The organism is Paenarthrobacter sp. AT5 (genome assembly GCF_032764245.1).
GTDB lineage: Bacteria > Actinomycetota > Actinomycetes > Actinomycetales > Micrococcaceae > Arthrobacter > Arthrobacter ureafaciens.
Genome location: NZ_CP136441.1, coordinates 4,383,507 through 4,399,666 on the forward strand (window position 1 = coordinate 4,383,507; position 16,160 = coordinate 4,399,666).

Here is a 16,160-nt window from a genome sequence, read left to right on the forward strand (position 1 = left end):
GCCGAGCCAGCCAAAATATGCCAAAACGATTTGTCGAGTGGCGTCGATCACTTTATGGCTTAGGAATCCAGGCCGTCAAGTGCCCCGAATTGTTTCGAAGAAGGCTGTTGACACATCGGCGCAACTAGCTCTAATGTCGGTGCCAAGTCGTTTTGGCAAAACGATTTTTCAAGCCAACATCAGCTCCACCATCTCTCTGCAATTTCCGTTCAAGAGAAAGTGAGTCGACAGCGATGTCCACTCGAAAGACCATTTCCAAGCTCGTCTCCCTCGGCGGGCTGTGCACCGCCGTCGCACTCGTTGCCACCGGTTGTGGCGCTGGCGGTGCCGCACCATCGTCCGGCGGATCGGGCGGCTCCAGCACTGTCAACGTGCTGGTGGAAGCCGGCGGCCACGCTGAGCTCACCGGCGTGGCAGAGCAATGCAAGAAGGACGCCGGCGTGGACGTGAACTTCGTCGAACTCCCCTACGACGGCATGTTCAACCGCCTCTCCAGCGAGTTCTCCTCCGGCAATGTCTCCTTCGACGTAGCTGCACTGGACTCCGTGTGGCTCCCCAGCTTCAAGGACGCCGTCCAGCCCATCGATGAGCTCTTCACCGACGAGGCAAAGAAGGACATTTTCCCGGCGCTTGTGAAGGAAGCGAACGTGGACGGCCACTTCATCGGCATGCCGGCCTGGACCAATGCCGAGATCATTCTGTACCGCAAGGACTTGTTCGAGGACGCCAAGAACAAGGCGGATTTCCAAGCCAAGTACGGCTATGAACTGGCAGCACCCAAGACTTGGAAGCAGTACCAGGACATTTCCGAGTTCTTCACCAAGGACGGCATGTTCGGCACGGACGTGAAGGGTGCCGTGGAAACCGAATGGCTGGCACACGTGCTCCAGGCCGGGTCTCCCATGGTGCTGGACGAGAACAACAACGTGGTCATCGACAACGCCGCCCACAAGGAAGCCCTGGACTTCTACGTGAGCCTCACCAAGTCCGCCCCGACCGGTGCTGCACAGGTTGACTGGGCGGCAGCGCAGAACCTGTTCAACCAGGGCAAGACCGCCATGACCCGCTTCTGGGCCCACGCCTACCGCCAGATCCCCGCGGATTCTCCCGTGGCAGGCAAGGTGGGTGCAGCTGCGATGATCGGTGGCAGCGCCGGCGTCGCGGGTGTCCCGGGACCGTGGTACCTGTCGGTTCCCAAGGCCACCAAGAACGCCGAGGCAGCTAAGAAGTTCGTCAAGTGCGCCTACGACTACAACAGCATGGGTATCGACTCCAAGCTGGGCCTGGCAGCACGAATCAGCGCCTTCGAGAAGTACCAGGACCAGCCGGGCTATGAGAGCTTCAAGCCGCTGATCGAGACCCTCAACGCCCCCGCCACGGCAACCCGTCCGGCAACGGCAAAGTGGCAGCAGATCGTGGACACCGTCCTGATTCCGTTGCTGCAGAAGGCCGTGGCCGGAGGCGACACCTCCGCCCTCCTGGCCGACGCCAAGAAGCAGGTCCAGGACCTCCTGAAGTAAAGACTCCGCGGCCGGCACCACAAAGACCGTGCCGGCCGCGGCTCCAACCAGCAGAAAACAACCAGCAGAAAAGAAAACCGTGCGTATCTCCGATCGCCGCTTTGCCCTCTTCCTGATGACGCCCGCGGCCCTGTTCCTGGCCGTGTTCGTCGCCTACCCGCTGTTTCGCCTGGTGGCAGACAGCTTCTTCAAGATCTCGCCGATCGCCGGCGGTCCCCGCGAGTTCGTGGGTTTCCAGAACTACGTCACCGCCTTCGCGTCCGAGGCCTTCACCAGTGCAGGCTGGCGGACCCTCGCCTACACCCTGGTGGTGGTGACCCTCGAGTTCGCGCTCGGGCTCGGCATGGCCTTGCTCTTCACAACGCTCGGCAAGAAGTCACAGATCTGGCGGACCGTCTTCCTTTACCCGTTGATGATCGCGCCGATCGTGGCCGGCCTTCTGTGGAAGTTCCTGATGATCGACAACTTCGGCCTGATCGGAACCCTCCTCCACCAAGCCGGACTCCTGGAAAATCCCAACCAGATCGGCTGGTTGTCCGACCCCAACATCGTCTTGTTTTCGGTAGCGATCCCGGACATCTGGCTCACCACATCGTTCATGTGCCTCGTGCTGTTTGCGGGCCTGCAGAACATACCCGGTGACCTGATCGAAGCCGCCCGCCTCGACGGCGCACGCGCCCCGGCCCTCCTGTTCCGGATCATCATCCCGCTGCTGCGTCCCGTGATCGCCGTGGCACTGGTTGTCCGCGGAATCGACGCCGCCCGGGCTTTCGACACCATCCTCATCCAAACCAACGGCGGCCCGCAGTCGGCCTCCGAAACCATGAGCCTCCTGATCTACCGGACCATGATCCGCTTCGGCGATCCGGGCCTTGCGAGCGCCATGGGCACCATCTACCTCATCGCGATGCTCGCCGTCGCCTTCTTCGCGGTGGCCACCATCTGGCGGCCGGGAAAGGACACCTGATGACCATGGTGAGCGCACCAAGCAAAGCCAGCCCGCCGACGTCGAACCTTCCGGCTTCCCAGCCTCCGCGCAGGCGCCGCGGGGTCAACCGTGAAGGCCTCGAAGCAGGCCGCCGCAGCACCAGGACCATCCTGTGGATACTGCTTGCGGCAGCCATGGTGCTTTACGGTTTCCCGTTCCTCTACTTGTTGTTCACGTCATTCAAGACGCCGATCGACACTATTGCAGTTCCGCCCACCATCCTCCCCAAGGAATGGACGCTGGAGAACTACGTCAATGCTTTGGGCCGTGGCGGTGTGGTGGCGTCGTTCATCAACAGCATCCAGACCGCGGTAATCAGCACCTTGCTTTCACTGGTGCTGGCCATTCCTGCGGCTTACGGCATCACGCGGTACAAAACCCCGAGCGGCCGGGTGTTCATCATGGCCGCCCTGGTGACGCGCATGGTTCCGCCGGTGGCGATCGGCATCCCGTTGGCGTCGATGATGGCCTCGGTGGGACTGGCTGACACTCCCATTGCACTGTCCATTGCGCACACCACCATTTCCCTGCCGCTCTCCATCTGGCTCATGTCCAGCTTCTTCGAAGCCGTGCCGCGGGACCTGGAGGAAGCAGCAACGGTTGACGGCTGCAGCCGGCTGGGTGCGTTGTGGCGGGTGGTGATCCCGGTAGTATCAGGCGGCATTGCAGTGACCGCGATCTTCGCCTTCCTGGCCTCATGGAACGAGTTTCTGTTTGCACTCCTGATGACCGCCATCCGTTCACAAACCACACCGGTAGTGATCGCGAACTTCCAAACCCAGTTCGGGCTCGACTGGGGATCCATGACTGCACTCGCGGCGGTGTACTCGATCCCGGTGATCCTGCTGACACTGTTGCTGCAACGGAAGATCGTCGCGGGCATGACGCTCGGCGCCGTCAAGGGCTGACGCAGTAGCCTACTGATAGCCCCCCCCCAGGGCAAACCGACCATAAGGACGTGGGAGACAGATGAGCAACAAGAACGTGGGCATCAAGGATGTGGCCGTCGCCGCCGGCGTGTCCGTCACGACTGTTTCCCACGTCCTCAACGAGGTTTCCTACGCCAGGGTCAGCCCCGAAACCAGGGACAAGGTGAGGAGCGTTGCCGAAGAGCTCGGCTACGGTCCCAACCGCCTGGCACAAGCGCTTCGCACGCAGCGGACCGGCATGCTTGGCCTGGTGAGTGAGGAAATCGCCACCACCCCGCACGCCGGCCGGATCATCCTCGGTGCGGATGAAGCCGCGAAGGCCCGCGGGTACAACCTGATGATCATCAACACGCCGGGCTCAGCCAGCCTCGAATCGCGGCAAGCCGACGTCCAGGCGTTGTTGGAGCGACGGGTGGACGGCATCCTGTACGCCACCATGTACCACCGCAACGTGGAACTGCCGTCCAACCTCGGCAGCGTCCCGTCGGTCCTGGTTGACTCGGTGGCGACCGCCGGGAACATCGCGGCTGTGATCCCGGACGAAGACGGAGGCGCCCGTGCCGCCGTCGGCGCCCTGTTGGAAGCCGGCCACACGCAGATCGGTTTCATCAACAACACCGATGATGTCCCCGCCACCCGCGAGCGCCTCCATGCCTTCCGTGCCACGCTCAACGAAGCAGGGCTCGACGGCGATGGGGCACCTGTTGAGTCCGAACTCTCCGAAGTGCAGGGCGGCTACGAAGCGACCCTCCGCATCTTGTCGGGCCAAGACAGGCCGACGGCCCTGTTCTGCTACAACGACCGCATGGCGATGGGCGCCTACCGTGCCGCCGCGGAGTTGGGCCTCACCATCCCTGCCGACCTTTCCGTGGTGGGTTTCGACGACCAGGAACTCATCGCCGCCAACCTCTACCCGGGGCTCACAACTGTGGCCCTGCCGCATTACGAGATGGGTGCTTGGGCTGCCGAGCACCTGATTGACGCTATTGAAGGCAAGGCGGACCTCGATCCGCTGGCCCTCCACCCGACCATCCTGGGTTGCCCTCTGGTCCGCCGCGACTCGATCGCGGCTCCCCGGTAAGCCGCCCTTTCCACGTACTTCCAAGAGGAACGCCACACATGTCCACTAGCCTTGATGCCGCACGCCCGGAGACAGCTCCGGACAAAGATTCCGGGTTCCGGCCTGCCATCCATTTCACGGCAAAGGACACTTGGCTCAATGACCCCAACGGCCTGGTTTTCCACGACGGCCTGTACCACCTCTTCTTCCAGAACAATCCCTCCGGCAACGTGTGGGGCAATATGTCCTGGGGGCACGCCACGTCCACGGATCTCCTGCATTGGACGGAGCTTCCGGTGGCTATCGCCTGCGATGAGCGCGAAGACATCTTCTCCGGCAGCGTTGTGGTGGACCACGGCAACACGTCCGGTTTCGGCACGGCTGACGCGCCCGCTTTGGTTGCGATCTATACAAGCGCCTTCAAGCCGGGAACCGAATACAGCGGCACTCAGGCGCAGTCCCTGGCCTACAGCACCGATTCGGGTTTAACCTGGCAAAAGTACGGCGGAAATCCCGTGCTCACCCGCGGCTCAGCCCACTTCCGGGACCCCAAAGTCTTCCGTTACGAAGGCGGGGGTGACGCCTATTGGGTGATGGTCGCCGTCGAAGCCCAACAGCAGAAGGTGGTCCTGTACCGCTCTGACGACCTCACATCATGGGATTTCCTCAGTGAGTTCGGCCCGGCCAATGCCGATGAGGGCGAGTGGGAATGTCCTGACCTCTTTCCGCTGGCACTGGACGGGGACCCGGCGGACACCAGGTGGGTGCTGATCGTCAACGTGAACCCCGGCGCGGTGGCCGGAGGGTCGGGCGGCCAGTACTTTGTGGGACAGTTCGACGGCGTCCGTTTCGTTCCGGACGCAGCTGCCCTCGCCGCCCCTGCCGGGCTGTCCGCCCTGCCCGATGCGGAGGCACGCACCGAGGCGCTGCAGCACTGCCTCTGGTTGGACTGGGGACGCGACTGCTACGCGTCTGTCTCCTTCAGCAATGTTCCGGGAGGCCGGCGCATCATCATCGGATGGATGAGCAACTGGGACTACGCCAACGAGTTGCCCACTTCTCCGTGGCGTTCGGCCATGACACTCCCCCGCGAGCTTCGGCTCGTCACGGTCGAAGGCTCGCCCCGTTTGGTCCAGGAACCAGTCCTGCCCGAACTGCCGGCTGGCAGCGACCTTGAACCCGGGGATCCTCCCTTTAGCCTGCCGGACGCAGAACCGGGAAGCGCGCAGGTGATCGACGCCGAAATGCGGCTCGAAGGCGAAGGCCTGGTGGAGTTTCTGCTGTTCGGCAGCCGAGACGGCGCGCAAGGCACGTACCTTCGTTACGATCCAACCACTGCCCGGCTCACGCTGGACCGCAGGAATTCCGGAAACACCGGCTTCCACCAGAAGTTCCCGTCCGTTGAATCAGCGCCCCTTGAACTGGAAGACGGTCTGCTCAAGTTGCTCATCGTGGCCGATCACTGCTCAGTGGAAGTGTTCGCCCAAGATGGCCGCGTTGTCCTGACGGACCTCGTCTTCCCGGACGTTCGCAGCCTGGAGAACCGGCTCACCCTGACGGACAGCCGGGCAACCCTGCTCAAACTCGCCGTTTCGAAGCTCGCTTAAGGAGGACTCCCGATGCAAAGTACCCGGCCAACCTCTGACCCCAGGAACCCGCTGGAAGTCCTGGTGGTGGGCGAAGCGATCATGGACATCGTTGTTTCAGCCCAAGGGTCCGTGGAACATCCCGGAGGATCACCAACCAATGTTGCCTACGGCTTAGGCCGGTTGGGGGTTGAAACCGCGCTTTTGACGTCGATTGGCGACGACCCCCGGGCGGCTGCCATCGAACAGCACCTCAGCGGTGCCGGCGTGACCCTCCTGCCGGGCTCCCGGCGCCCGGGCCGGACCGCGACGGCAACGGCCACGCTCGCTGACGACGGCTCAGCACACTACGACTTTGATATCCGCTGGACCCTTCCCGGAACGGCTCCGGCCACTTTGCCCAAGATCCTGCACACGGGATCGATTGCCACCTTCCTGGCCCCCGGAGCAGCGGCCGTGAAGGAGTTGCTGCTCCAATCCCATGAGCGCTGCCTGGTGACATATGACCCGAACATCCGCCCGGCCCTCTTGGGAAGCCACGCTGAGGCCAGGAGCATCTTCGAAGAGCTGGTCCCGCTCACCGACGTGGTCAAGCTCAGCGACGAGGATGCGCAGTGGTTGTACCCGGGGGTGCACCTGGACGACGTCCCCGGGCACATCCTCGGACTCGGCGCACGGCTGGTGGCCATCACCGCCGGGTCCCGGGGTTCAGTGCTTGCTACCGCGCAGGCCCACGCTGTGGTTCCCGCTGTCGGGTCCAAAGTGGCAGATACCATCGGCGCGGGCGATTCCTATATGTCGGCTTTGATCCATGGCCTCTTGCATCGCGGAAGCGAAGGTCTCTCAGCGTCAGTGCTGGCTTCGTTGGGTCGGACTGCGGCCAAAGCTGCCGCCATCACAGTCCGCCGGGCGGGCGCCAACCCGCCGACTTTGGCCGAGCTGCACATGGACCTGCCGGAACAGGAAGCGTTGGTCCCGTGATCCACAAAGGCCCAGGAATGACCACGCTCCCAACCCACCACCCCGAGGGGATTCACACCATGTCCAGCAACAACTACTACGACGTCACCACGTGGCCTGTTGGCAACCCTTTCGAGGACGTCGGAGAAGTCATCAACAGCATCATCGCCGACATCAAGCAGCGGCAAACCGCCGCGGACGTGAACGACGGCGGTAAGCCGGGTGCGGTGATCTACCTTCCGCCCGGTGATTATCGCCTGCGCACACAGGTACTGATCGACATAAGCTTCCTCAGGATCCAAGGTTCAGGGCATGGCTTCACGTCATCGAGCATCCGGTTCAACGTGCCGCAGGAAGAATGGTCCGGTTTGCACGAACTGTGGCCCGGGGGCAGCCGGATCCTGGTGGACCTCGCTGCGGGCGACTCTGCGGACGAATCAGAGGGGGCCGCTTTCCTCGTCAAGCGTGAGGGCAGCCCCCGGATCAGTTCCGTTGAGTTCACCGACTTCTGCATCGATGGCCTGCACTTCTCACCGGACGGCTCCGCGCTCCCTGCGGAGAACACGTACGTCAACGGCAAGACCGGCATTCACGTTGCCAGCGCCAATGACTCCTTCCGTGTCAATGGCATGGGGTTCATCTACCTGGAGCATGCCCTTGCCATCCACAAAGCAGATGCGCTTTCCATCCACGACAACTTCATTGCCGAATGCGGGAACTGCATCGAACTGCGGGGGTGGGGACAGGCATCCAAGATCACCAACAACCTGATCGGCGCAGGCTTCAAAGGCCATTCGATCTACGCGGAGAACCATGGCGGCCTCCTGATAACGGCCAACAACGTGTTCCCCCGGGGCGCCAGCAGCGTCCACCTTTCCGGGGTCACCCGCTCAAGCGTCACTAACAACCGCCTGCACTCGTTCTACCCCGGGATGGTGATCCTTGCCGAGGGCAGTTCGGAGAACCTCGTGGCCACCAACCACTTCCTCCGCGATCATGAACCTTGGACGCCCTTCTTCGGGATCGACAACGGCTTGGACGATGACTTTGGACTGCTTAGCGTCCACGGCAACGACAACTCGATCTTCGCGAACCACTTCTCCTTGATCGTGGATTCGGAGAGCATCCGGCCCTCCGGAACAGCCCCCGTGATCATCAAACTCGCCGAGGGTGCGGGCAACATGGTCTCCACCAACCACGTGGCGGCCAAGGATGTCCAGGCCACATCGAGCGAATCCTGCTTTGAAGCGCAGGTGGACGCACTGCTGGCAAGCCGGGCTACGGAAGGACTGCAAGTGACCACCGTCCTGGTCGAATCCGCCTCTGTCCACAACACCGTCCTGGACTCCGGCAGCGAAGCACAGGTGGTGGCCGACCGGACCACCAACGCGGTGAGGGCCACGCCGGGCATCCAATTGACGGCTACACCCGGCATGTAACTGGCAGTAGGGGTTGTTCCCAGCGCTGGGAACAACCCCTACTGCCAGTCAGATGGAGTATTGGCCTTTGATCACAAAGAACGATCCCCGGATCTCTCCTGCCAGCTTGGACTTCTGCCGTGCGAACTTGAAGGTGCCGGCCAGTTCCGCCGGGATCTCCATGCCTTGGGAAAGCTTGAAGCCAACAGCCCGCTTGGATCCCTCCTCAAGTCCGTACAGGACGTTGATGGACAGGCCGGATTCGTAGAAAACGTAGGTCCAGCGAGTGCCCTCCACCTCAAAGAACGTGACCTCCAGGGGCCGCGACTCAATGACAAGGTCCCTTTCTTTGAGGACCCGGTTCACGTAGTCGACGATCTCCGGTGATTCCTCCGCCAGGACCGTGGTGAAGACGTGGTTGTACTTGTTCTTGAAGTACCGCGCTTCGTTGGCCCGCAGCCCTGCGAGCGCTTCCGCGACAGGGGAAGACTCAAGCCCCGCGGTGGAGACGTTCTGGAAGTCGACGGTGTAAGGCATGGCTCCTCCTTCGTGGGTTCCTGTTTGTTGGTTCACCTTATGCCGGTGGTGGCGGGCCTTGCTTCTCCGATCCTGCTCAGCAGCCTCTTGGGTATCATCAGCAGGTAATCCTAAAGAAGCTTGGGGGCCGTATTGATGACGGGTGCACAGGGGCAGCTGGCGTTCACCGATGAAGCCGGCAGGGACACCACCCTGCGTGATACGGACTGGACCCGTCCCTCGATTCGCCGCTCCTGCCCAATGCCGCAGTGGCCGGCGCCCTCCAAAACCTGGTGCGCCTGGCCACCGAACTGTGCGGTGTTCCGTTCGGGGTAGTCAACATCATCAGCGCGGACTCCCAGCACCAGATTGGCGCGTGGGGTGTGGACCGCCGCATCTGCTCGCGCGAAGACTCCATGTGCGCGAAGGTCTTCCACTCGCGGGAGAGGACCGTTGTTCCCGACGCGAGGCAGGATGAGCGGTTCACGGACAATCCCTTCGTCACCGGCGACATCGGTGCGGTGCGGTTCTACGCATCCATTCCACTCGAGACGGAATCCGGCTTTGTGCCCGGCACTCTCTGTGTCTTCTCCGACGAACCCCGGGACCTGACCCCGGATCAACTGCGCATCCTGGACGTGCTGGCAAAGCAGGTGGTGGAACTTCTGGAGTTGCAGCACCGGACCACCCAGCTGGACAGGGCCTATGCCGAGTTGAAGGAGAGCAATGCCAAGCTGGCAAGCTTCGCCGGCCGCGTCAGCCACGACCTCCGCATACCGTTGACCACCATCCTCGGTTACGTGGAACTGGTGGAAGACGACCCCCTGCTCCAATCCGCCGGCTCTGCCGCAAAGTACCTGGAAAGGATCGGAGCCAGTGGCCACCGCATGCTTACGATGCTTGAGGACGTGCTCAGTTATTCGCGGGTGGGCGGCGGAATCCGCCCCGAATACACCCGGCTCTCCGACGTTGCCTGGGACGTCGCCCGTGATTTGAGCATTGACCACCGCGGCATCCTGGAGATAGAAGACGCTGCGGTCTACGCCGATCCCGGACAATTGCGCACGTTGCTCCAAAACCTCCTGAGTAACGCGATGAATTATCGGCGCCCGGACCGCGATCTGCGGATCCGGGTGAGTGGAGTCTCGAACTACCACGGGGCCACGGTTTTTGTTGCGGACAACGGCAAGGGCATCGCCCCGGAGGACCGGGCAAAGGTCTTGGAGCCGCTGGTTCGCCTGCGCCGTCCAGGGGACGGCGCAGGCACCGGACTGGGTTTGGCCACCTGCAGCAGCATCGCAAAAGCGCACGGTGGTGAACTGACCCTCAGCGAAACCCCGGGCGGCGGTACCACGGTGATCGTCAGTTTCCCGGCCGGCTCCTGACACCGGGGAATGGTGAGAGGAACGGTCGCGTGCCGGCCCAGCGAGGAACTAGCTGCGCAGGACCGTACCGAGTGGCTCAGCTGCTGATGTGCCTATGCTGACGCGTGGGTCGAATGCAATTGCTCCCGGCTCGACCGCAATGAGTCCGCCATCCACCGGAATCGTAGCTGCGTTGACGTATGACGCTTGGCTGGAGAGCAGCCAAGCAATGGCATTGGCAATTTCGGCGGATGTTGCCGGCCGTCGACTGGGCACGAAGGCGGTGGCAAGGCCGTACGCTTCTTCACGGTCAACGCCGATTTGCCCGGCGAATTCACCCATTTCCATGTCTGCCATTTCCGTCCGTGTCCAGCCTGGGCAGACGGCGTTTGCCCGGATGCCGAGGGGACCGTAGTCGACGGCTACGGATTGCATCAGCATGGCCAGACCGGCTTTCGTGGCGTCATAGCCTGCGATCCCGGCCGTTGCCCGGAGCGCGGCGGCCGATGCCACTCCAACGATGGCGCCGGCGGAATTGATCAGGTGGGGCAATGCGGCCCTAACCAGGAAGAACGGTCCTGTCAGGTTGGTGCTGACCATGGCATCCCAGTCCTCGGTGGAGAGTTCGCCTGCACCTCCGGGACGCACAATTCCGGCGTTCAAAACGACGCCGTTCAAGCTTCCAAACCGTTCCACAGTTTCTGCCACAAGAGTCTCCATGTCTGTGGCAGATGCGACGTCCGCGGTAACGGCGTGGGCGCCCGTCGCTCCGGCGACCTGGGTGAGAACGTCGCTGCGTCGGCCGCAGATTACTACGTCCCAGCCTTGGCTCCGCAGCGCTGCTGCGGAGGCGGCCCCAATTCCTGTGCCACCGCCGGTGACGATAGCGACGTTGCCCGTCATGATGTCCTCCCGAGGGTGGCTTTGGGATGTTCTTCCCGGAGAAACACGGTTTCCCCTTCAAAGACAGTGCGCCGAACTTCGGTGCTTCCTATGTCACTGGTGTCGAGTGTGAAGATGTCGCGGTCAAGGACGATGAAGTCAGCGGATTTTCCGACTTCCAGTGAGCCGCGCCGCTTGTCCTGGTTGACCGCGCGGGCGCCGCTGAGGGTCATGGCTTCGATCGCGGTGTCCAAGTCGATGGATTCTGCGCCGTGTTGGAGCATGCCTTGGAGCGCCGGGAACAGGTTAGGGTCCGGAGTGATGATCCAGTCGGATCCGACGGTCATGTGGGCCTGGTGCTTGAGGACTGTACTGAAGTGGTAGTAGTCCATGAGGCCGTATTCGGGCACATGCCAGATTGCAGGTGACATTTCGGCGACTACATTGTTCTTCTCCAGCCGGCCATAGTCGTTCGCATCGATGAAACCGGCGTGGGCGATTTCATGTCGTGGGCCGTCGGGTCCGTTGGTTTGGCGGACCAAAGCGATGGTGTCCAGGGCGCGCTTGGTAGAGCCTTCCCCTGCGCAGTGGATTTTCACGGTCAGTCCTGCGGCGTCGAACTCTGTGAGCCGGCTCAGGAACTCGTCTTGTGGGACCAGAATGTTTGACTCGTCCACCGTTCCGTCCTCTGCCAGGTCTGCCTGGGTGAAGTGCGGCGGGAGGGGCGCCCCGTCGAGCCATACCTTCACGAAGTTCGTGTCAACATGTTTGGATGCCCAGTCGGCGCGTGATTCGATCGTGGATTCCAGAACGTCGAGTTTGGCCATGCCAAAACCTTCGTCACGCCAGACGAGGTGGGCGGCGATGTGGATTTTCAAGGCATCGGCATCTTCTAAGGCCTTGAATGCTTTGAGTGCCTGGGGTGAGGCTGATGCTTCCTGGACTGAAGTGATCCCGAATTTGTGGCAGACGGAAATAGCCCAGGCTATGGCGTCGGCGTTGATGGCGGCTGCGTAGTCAGGGATTGCCCTGAGAACGGGCCAACGTGCGTGTTCGACCATTTCACCGGTGAGTGTCCCGGTAGTTTCGTCGCGGATGTAGCGCCCGCCTGGTGGGTCGGTGATGTCCTCTGTGATTCCGGCCAGTTCCAGCGCTTTCGAGTTGGCCAGGCCGTGGTGGATTGTGTAGTCGTAGAGGAAGACCGGCTGGTCGGGGAAGGCTTCATCCAGGAAGGCTTTGTTAACCCCTTCCGGCCCGAAGTCGGGTGGGAAGAAGTCTCCGCCCAGAATCCAGGTGTTCCCGGCGCCATCGCCGGGTCCGCTGCAGTTGCAGGACTTGATGTCCTCGATGGCACGCCGTTGGTTCCCGCCGGGGCTCAGGTGCGGTTCGAATTTGAACTTCAGGCCGCTGAACAGCAGGTGCAGGTGAGCGTCGTGGATTCCAGGCATGACCAGCCGGCCTTCGAGGTCCACAACCTGAGCATCTTTGCTCAGTCGCTGGCGTACTTCGTCGTCTGTTCCTACTGCTTTTATCATCCCGGCCTCAACCAGGATGGCTTGAGCCCAGGGCTGCGCGGAGTTGACCGTGTAGATCTTTCCGTTCACATATGCGGTATCCAAAGATGCTTCCTTCGTTTCATTTGCGATCCCAAGGAGGACACGCAAGGGGGACATACCAATGGTGTTGGGAAGGCCAGTCGGTGTGGTGCACCGACCGGAAGAGTCAGGGCTGTCGCCCGAGAAGACCGTTCGTTGCCGTCCGCCGTGACTGATAGCGGGCAGGGCAGGATCTATACGGCCTCTTTGGCGTAGTCGATGGTTCGTTTCGTTGTGCCGAATACCAGACCCGCAACCATCAGGACGGGAATGAGAATGAGAAGCCACTTCGCTGCGGCGTTGTCGGGTCCGATGAGTGAGTCGTAGTTCTCGATGGTTACGTACCCGATGTAGGAGAGGGCCAACGTTGAAAGGGCGGGTGCGATCCTGGTTGCCCAAAGACTGGAGTTGTCTTTGGCGCGGACGAAAAAGACAACAATGGCTATGGACGTCACGATGAGGATGGTGATGAAGGCCGCTGTTGCCAAGGCACTGAACCAGGCGAACACCACGGTGATCGGGTCCGCGCCGAAGAGCAGGAAGGCGACGACGACGATTCCCACTGCGATGCCGTTGGTTAGGGCTGCGGAGGAGGGGCTTCCGGCCTTGGAGACAGCGGCCAGTCGGGTGGGCAGGACTCCGGCGCGGCTGAGGGCGAAGAGGTAGCGTGCGAACATGTTCATCAGGCCCAGCAGCATGGCGAGGTAACTGGTGACGACAAGGACCTGCATAGCCATGCTCAGGACGTTGCCGCCGCTGTCGGTGGCGAGGTTGAAGATGAACCCGGCCGGGTCATCTGTCGCTGTCTGCTGCACGTTGTCGACGCCGATGGCTCCGCCGATGACCCAAATGGAAAGCGTGTAGAAGATACCTACGAAGGCGATCACGGCATATAGGGCCCGCGGGATGGTCTTGCGGGGGTTGACTGCTTCTTCGGAGAACACGACGGTTGCTTCGAAACTGGTGAAGCACAGGAAAGCGAACAGCAATGCGATGCCGAGGCCGGGGCTGAACAGGTTGTCAGCGGTGAACCCGCTGACAGAGAAGACTTTGGGTCCCTTACTGGCCACCAGCGCGATGACCAGCGCAGCGACAACGAGGGTTTCGCCGATGATGAGAACTGCCAAAAGCCGGATGCTGGCATCGATCCCTCGCATCGTGAGCGCTGTTGTAATGACGAGCAACACGACGATCCACACCAGCGGAGGTACGGAAAGACCTGTGATGCTTTCAAGCAGTTGGCCGGCGAAAACACCGAACTGTGACCAGAGCCCAATCTGCAGGCTCAGGTACATGAGAACCGCCAGTCCGGCACCCGCTGTGGCCCAGGGCGTGCCGAGACCTTTCGCGATGTAGGCAACGAAGCCACCCGCGTTGACGACAAACCGGCTCATGCGCAGGTACCCGACCGAGAATAAAGCGATCAGGAGCGCGGCGATGGCGTAAATAAGTGGGGCGGCGCCCCCTACGGAGGCGAAGACGACCGGCCCGGTACCCACCACGGCCGCCATCGGTGCCGCGGCAGCGATGACGAAAAAGGCGATGGCGAAGACGCCGAGCTTGTTGGAGCGAAGGTGGCCTGGTTGCGATGCGGGAGCGTTGGACGGCGTCGTTGCCGGCAACTCGCTGACGTTATCAATCATGGGATTTCTCTTTCACAAAAGGTGGCCGGAGCCGTTGCCTTGGGTTCCTCAGACGAGGAGCCGGGTTTGGAGTTTCTGGGTAAGTGACCGGGTGATCCCCAGGCCATCTTCCAGATAGGAGTGACGCGATCCCCAGGTGCTTTCGACGCTGTGCCAGGCAGCGTCGAGATAGCTGGGTCGGGCTTCCAACAGCGGTGTGAGGATGGTACGCAGGTGCTTGTCAAGGGGTGGGACATCACCTGCGGCATTTCTGATGAGGTACTGGTTTTCGGGCAGAGAACTCTGGGTATAGTCATTGCGGATTACGGAATCAGGGACACCCAGGGCGGTCAGGAGCATGGCAATGGCCCAGCCGGTCCTGTCTTTTCCTGCAGAACAGTGGACGACCACAGGCAAGCTGCCAGTGGCCAAGGAGTCCAGTAAGTCAGCAAAGACCCCAGGGTTTGCCGCGATGTCGTTTGCGTAGAGTCGATGCATCGCGTCTTCGGCCTCGTCAGCGGTCAAGGTGTCGGCGAGCTCGGCCAGCCGACCTTCCCGGACCGCCGACCAGAGCCCGGCGTCCCTTCCATCGTGCGTTTGGAGGGGCGTCTGGACGCCGTTCCAGACGGGAACATTGCGGTCTTCAACAGCTGCTTCCCAGTCGTTGCGTAGATCAATAAAGCGCAGGCACGCCGCCCGCAGCAGCTGGCGGTCCTGGGTCGTCGCAGACCCAAAGTGTCCGCTCCTGTAAACGAGGCCGTCCGCGACGCGGGATCCGCCACCAGCCCGCAGACCTCCGATGCTCCGGAAATTCCGGACCATCTGCAGGGGCATGCGAGGCTCCGAGCCGCCTGTGACCTGTTTCATACGGCAAAGCTAGACCCTGAATGCATCGTTCGGCAATAGAACATGTTAAATCGATGTTAAACCTCTAGTTCAAAATCTGCACATGATGTTCAATGTTCTTGTGAGTATGGAGGGTGGCTCGGACTACTACTCCAAAGTCTGCACACACTGTTCACTTTTCGAAGTGAGTGTGTAATGATGTGAAGAAGATCACCTTATCCATCCACACTAAGGACGAAAATGAGCGCCGCTGACAAGCCCCTGTCGCTCCGGGAACGGAATCGCATCAGAACCCGTGGAGACATCCTGGACACCACTGCGGAACTTCTGGGTTCGGAAGGCTACGGTGCGACTGCCTTGGAGGTCCTCAGCCAACGGGCGGGAATTTCACGGGGAACGATTTACGCCCACTTCCCGGGGGGACGGGACGAGATTGTCCGCGAGGTCTATCTCCGGATTGCTGATGGAGTCTATGTGCGGGGTATCAGCCTGCGCGATTCCCTCACCGATCCTGCCCAGAGGATCACCGCCTTGGCCTTCGCGTTGGTCGAGGCAACGAAGGAACCCGCGGGCCGTTTCTACGGCGTCATGGGACCCGATCTGGTCGGGGCCCTCTCAGGCGTGCTGGGTTCAACGTCACGCTCATTCGAGGAGCTGATTGCACAGGACTTGAAGCTCGCCCAGGAGGAAGGCACGTTGCCGCAGGACGCACCCACCGGAGCGTTGGCTGCCACCATTACCGGGGCAATCCGGGCCGCCGGGGCGACTGCAGCCGGCAAACCGGAGAACGCCGAGCAGGCTGTGGAGGCTGTCCGGCTGCTCATTGATGGACTTCTCGTACGAGCTACTGTCTGACCCCACGGGGTCGAAAACA

The 16,160-nt window shown here is 61.8% G+C and carries 13 protein-coding genes and 1 pseudogene; 9 read left to right on the forward strand and 5 right to left on the reverse strand.

What is annotated here, in order from left to right; genetic code table 11:
- The first annotated feature begins 233 nt into the window (after positions 1-233).
- The 7 genes from RI444_RS20425 (at position 234) to RI444_RS20455 (ending at position 8,482) form a co-directional block, all read left to right on the forward strand.
- Positions 234-1,520: an ABC transporter substrate-binding protein gene (locus RI444_RS20425; protein WP_207605398.1), complete on the forward strand. Its 1,287-nt coding sequence runs from the start codon at positions 234-236 to the stop codon at positions 1,518-1,520.
- Positions 1,521-1,599: 79 nt separating this feature from the next.
- Complete coding sequence (locus RI444_RS20430; RefSeq protein ID WP_021472957.1) at positions 1,600-2,487, forward strand: carbohydrate ABC transporter permease; 888 nt, start codon at positions 1,600-1,602, stop codon at positions 2,485-2,487.
- A gap of 5 nt (positions 2,488-2,492) precedes the next feature.
- Positions 2,493-3,416, forward strand: a complete 924-nt coding sequence (locus RI444_RS20435) for a carbohydrate ABC transporter permease (protein ID WP_207605850.1) — start codon at positions 2,493-2,495, stop codon at positions 3,414-3,416.
- A 61-nt stretch (positions 3,417-3,477) separates the two neighbouring features.
- Positions 3,478-4,518 (forward strand): LacI family DNA-binding transcriptional regulator, encoded by a 1,041-nt coding sequence (locus tag RI444_RS20440; RefSeq protein ID WP_069696197.1) that lies wholly within the window; start codon positions 3,478-3,480, stop codon positions 4,516-4,518.
- A 38-nt stretch (positions 4,519-4,556) separates the two neighbouring features.
- The gene (locus tag RI444_RS20445; RefSeq protein ID WP_207605397.1) at positions 4,557-6,104 is read left to right on the forward strand and encodes a glycoside hydrolase family 32 protein; all 1,548 of its coding nucleotides are present in this window, start codon (positions 4,557-4,559) and stop codon (positions 6,102-6,104) included.
- Between the two features lie 12 nt (positions 6,105-6,116).
- Complete coding sequence (locus tag RI444_RS20450; RefSeq protein WP_062098482.1) at positions 6,117-7,064, forward strand: carbohydrate kinase family protein; 948 nt, start codon at positions 6,117-6,119, stop codon at positions 7,062-7,064.
- Positions 7,065-7,123: 59 nt separating this feature from the next.
- A complete protein-coding gene (locus RI444_RS20455; RefSeq protein ID WP_207605849.1) occupies positions 7,124-8,482 on the forward strand; it encodes a NosD domain-containing protein in 1,359 nt (452 codons plus the stop codon).
- A gap of 48 nt (positions 8,483-8,530) precedes the next feature.
- Here RI444_RS20455 and RI444_RS20460 read toward each other — a convergent pair whose 3' ends face one another.
- Positions 8,531-8,998, reverse strand: a complete 468-nt coding sequence (locus RI444_RS20460) for a phage tail protein (protein ID WP_207605396.1) — start codon at positions 8,996-8,998, stop codon at positions 8,531-8,533.
- Between the two features lie 135 nt (positions 8,999-9,133).
- On the opposite strand from RI444_RS20460, the pseudogene RI444_RS20465 reads away from it, so the two are divergent.
- Positions 9,134-10,362 (forward strand): annotated as a pseudogene (locus RI444_RS20465) (ATP-binding protein).
- A gap of 48 nt (positions 10,363-10,410) precedes the next feature.
- Here the strand turns inward: RI444_RS20465 and RI444_RS20470 are convergent.
- The 4 genes from RI444_RS20470 to RI444_RS20485 form a co-directional block, all read right to left on the reverse strand.
- Entirely contained in the window at positions 10,411-11,244 is an 834-nt protein-coding gene (locus RI444_RS20470) for an SDR family NAD(P)-dependent oxidoreductase (RefSeq protein WP_207605395.1), read from the reverse strand.
- Entirely contained in the window at positions 11,241-12,842 is a 1,602-nt protein-coding gene (locus RI444_RS20475; RefSeq protein WP_207605394.1) for an amidohydrolase, read from the reverse strand. The genes RI444_RS20470 and RI444_RS20475 overlap by 4 nt, the downstream gene beginning before the upstream one ends.
- 170 nt (positions 12,843-13,012) lie before the next feature.
- Complete coding sequence (locus tag RI444_RS20480; RefSeq protein ID WP_179012734.1) at positions 13,013-14,461, reverse strand: APC family permease; 1,449 nt, start codon at positions 14,459-14,461, stop codon at positions 13,013-13,015.
- Between the two features lie 48 nt (positions 14,462-14,509).
- Positions 14,510-15,307 (reverse strand): tyrosine-protein phosphatase, encoded by a 798-nt coding sequence (locus RI444_RS20485; RefSeq protein ID WP_207605393.1) that lies wholly within the window; start codon positions 15,305-15,307, stop codon positions 14,510-14,512.
- Positions 15,308-15,526: 219 nt separating this feature from the next.
- Between RI444_RS20485 and RI444_RS20490 the strand changes: the two genes are divergently transcribed.
- Positions 15,527-16,141, forward strand: a complete 615-nt coding sequence (locus tag RI444_RS20490) for a TetR/AcrR family transcriptional regulator (protein ID WP_179012736.1) — start codon at positions 15,527-15,529, stop codon at positions 16,139-16,141.
- The last annotated feature ends 19 nt before the right edge of the window (positions 16,142-16,160 follow it).

Excerpts from the sequence above, each read along its gene's own strand:
- RI444_RS20480 (WP_179012734.1), bottom strand. The coding sequence starts at position 14,461 with ATGATTGATAACGTCAGCGAGTTGCCGGCAACGACGCCGTCCAACGCT.
- RI444_RS20425 (WP_207605398.1), top strand. The coding sequence starts at position 234 with ATGTCCACTCGAAAGACCATTTCCAAGCTCGTCTCCCTCGGCGGGCTG.
- RI444_RS20440 (WP_069696197.1), top strand. The coding sequence starts at position 3,478 with ATGAGCAACAAGAACGTGGGCATCAAGGATGTGGCCGTCGCCGCCGGC.
- RI444_RS20450 (WP_062098482.1), top strand. The coding sequence starts at position 6,117 with ATGCAAAGTACCCGGCCAACCTCTGACCCCAGGAACCCGCTGGAAGTC.
- RI444_RS20435 (WP_207605850.1), top strand. The coding sequence starts at position 2,493 with ATGGTGAGCGCACCAAGCAAAGCCAGCCCGCCGACGTCGAACCTTCCG.
- RI444_RS20490 (WP_179012736.1), top strand. The coding sequence starts at position 15,527 with ATGAGCGCCGCTGACAAGCCCCTGTCGCTCCGGGAACGGAATCGCATC.
- RI444_RS20470 (WP_207605395.1), bottom strand. The coding sequence starts at position 11,244 with ATGACGGGCAACGTCGCTATCGTCACCGGCGGTGGCACAGGAATTGGG.
- RI444_RS20455 (WP_207605849.1), top strand. The coding sequence starts at position 7,124 with ATGTCCAGCAACAACTACTACGACGTCACCACGTGGCCTGTTGGCAAC.
- RI444_RS20460 (WP_207605396.1), bottom strand. The coding sequence starts at position 8,998 with ATGCCTTACACCGTCGACTTCCAGAACGTCTCCACCGCGGGGCTTGAG.
- RI444_RS20485 (WP_207605393.1), bottom strand. The coding sequence starts at position 15,307 with ATGAAACAGGTCACAGGCGGCTCGGAGCCTCGCATGCCCCTGCAGATG.
- RI444_RS20445 (WP_207605397.1), top strand. The coding sequence starts at position 4,557 with ATGTCCACTAGCCTTGATGCCGCACGCCCGGAGACAGCTCCGGACAAA.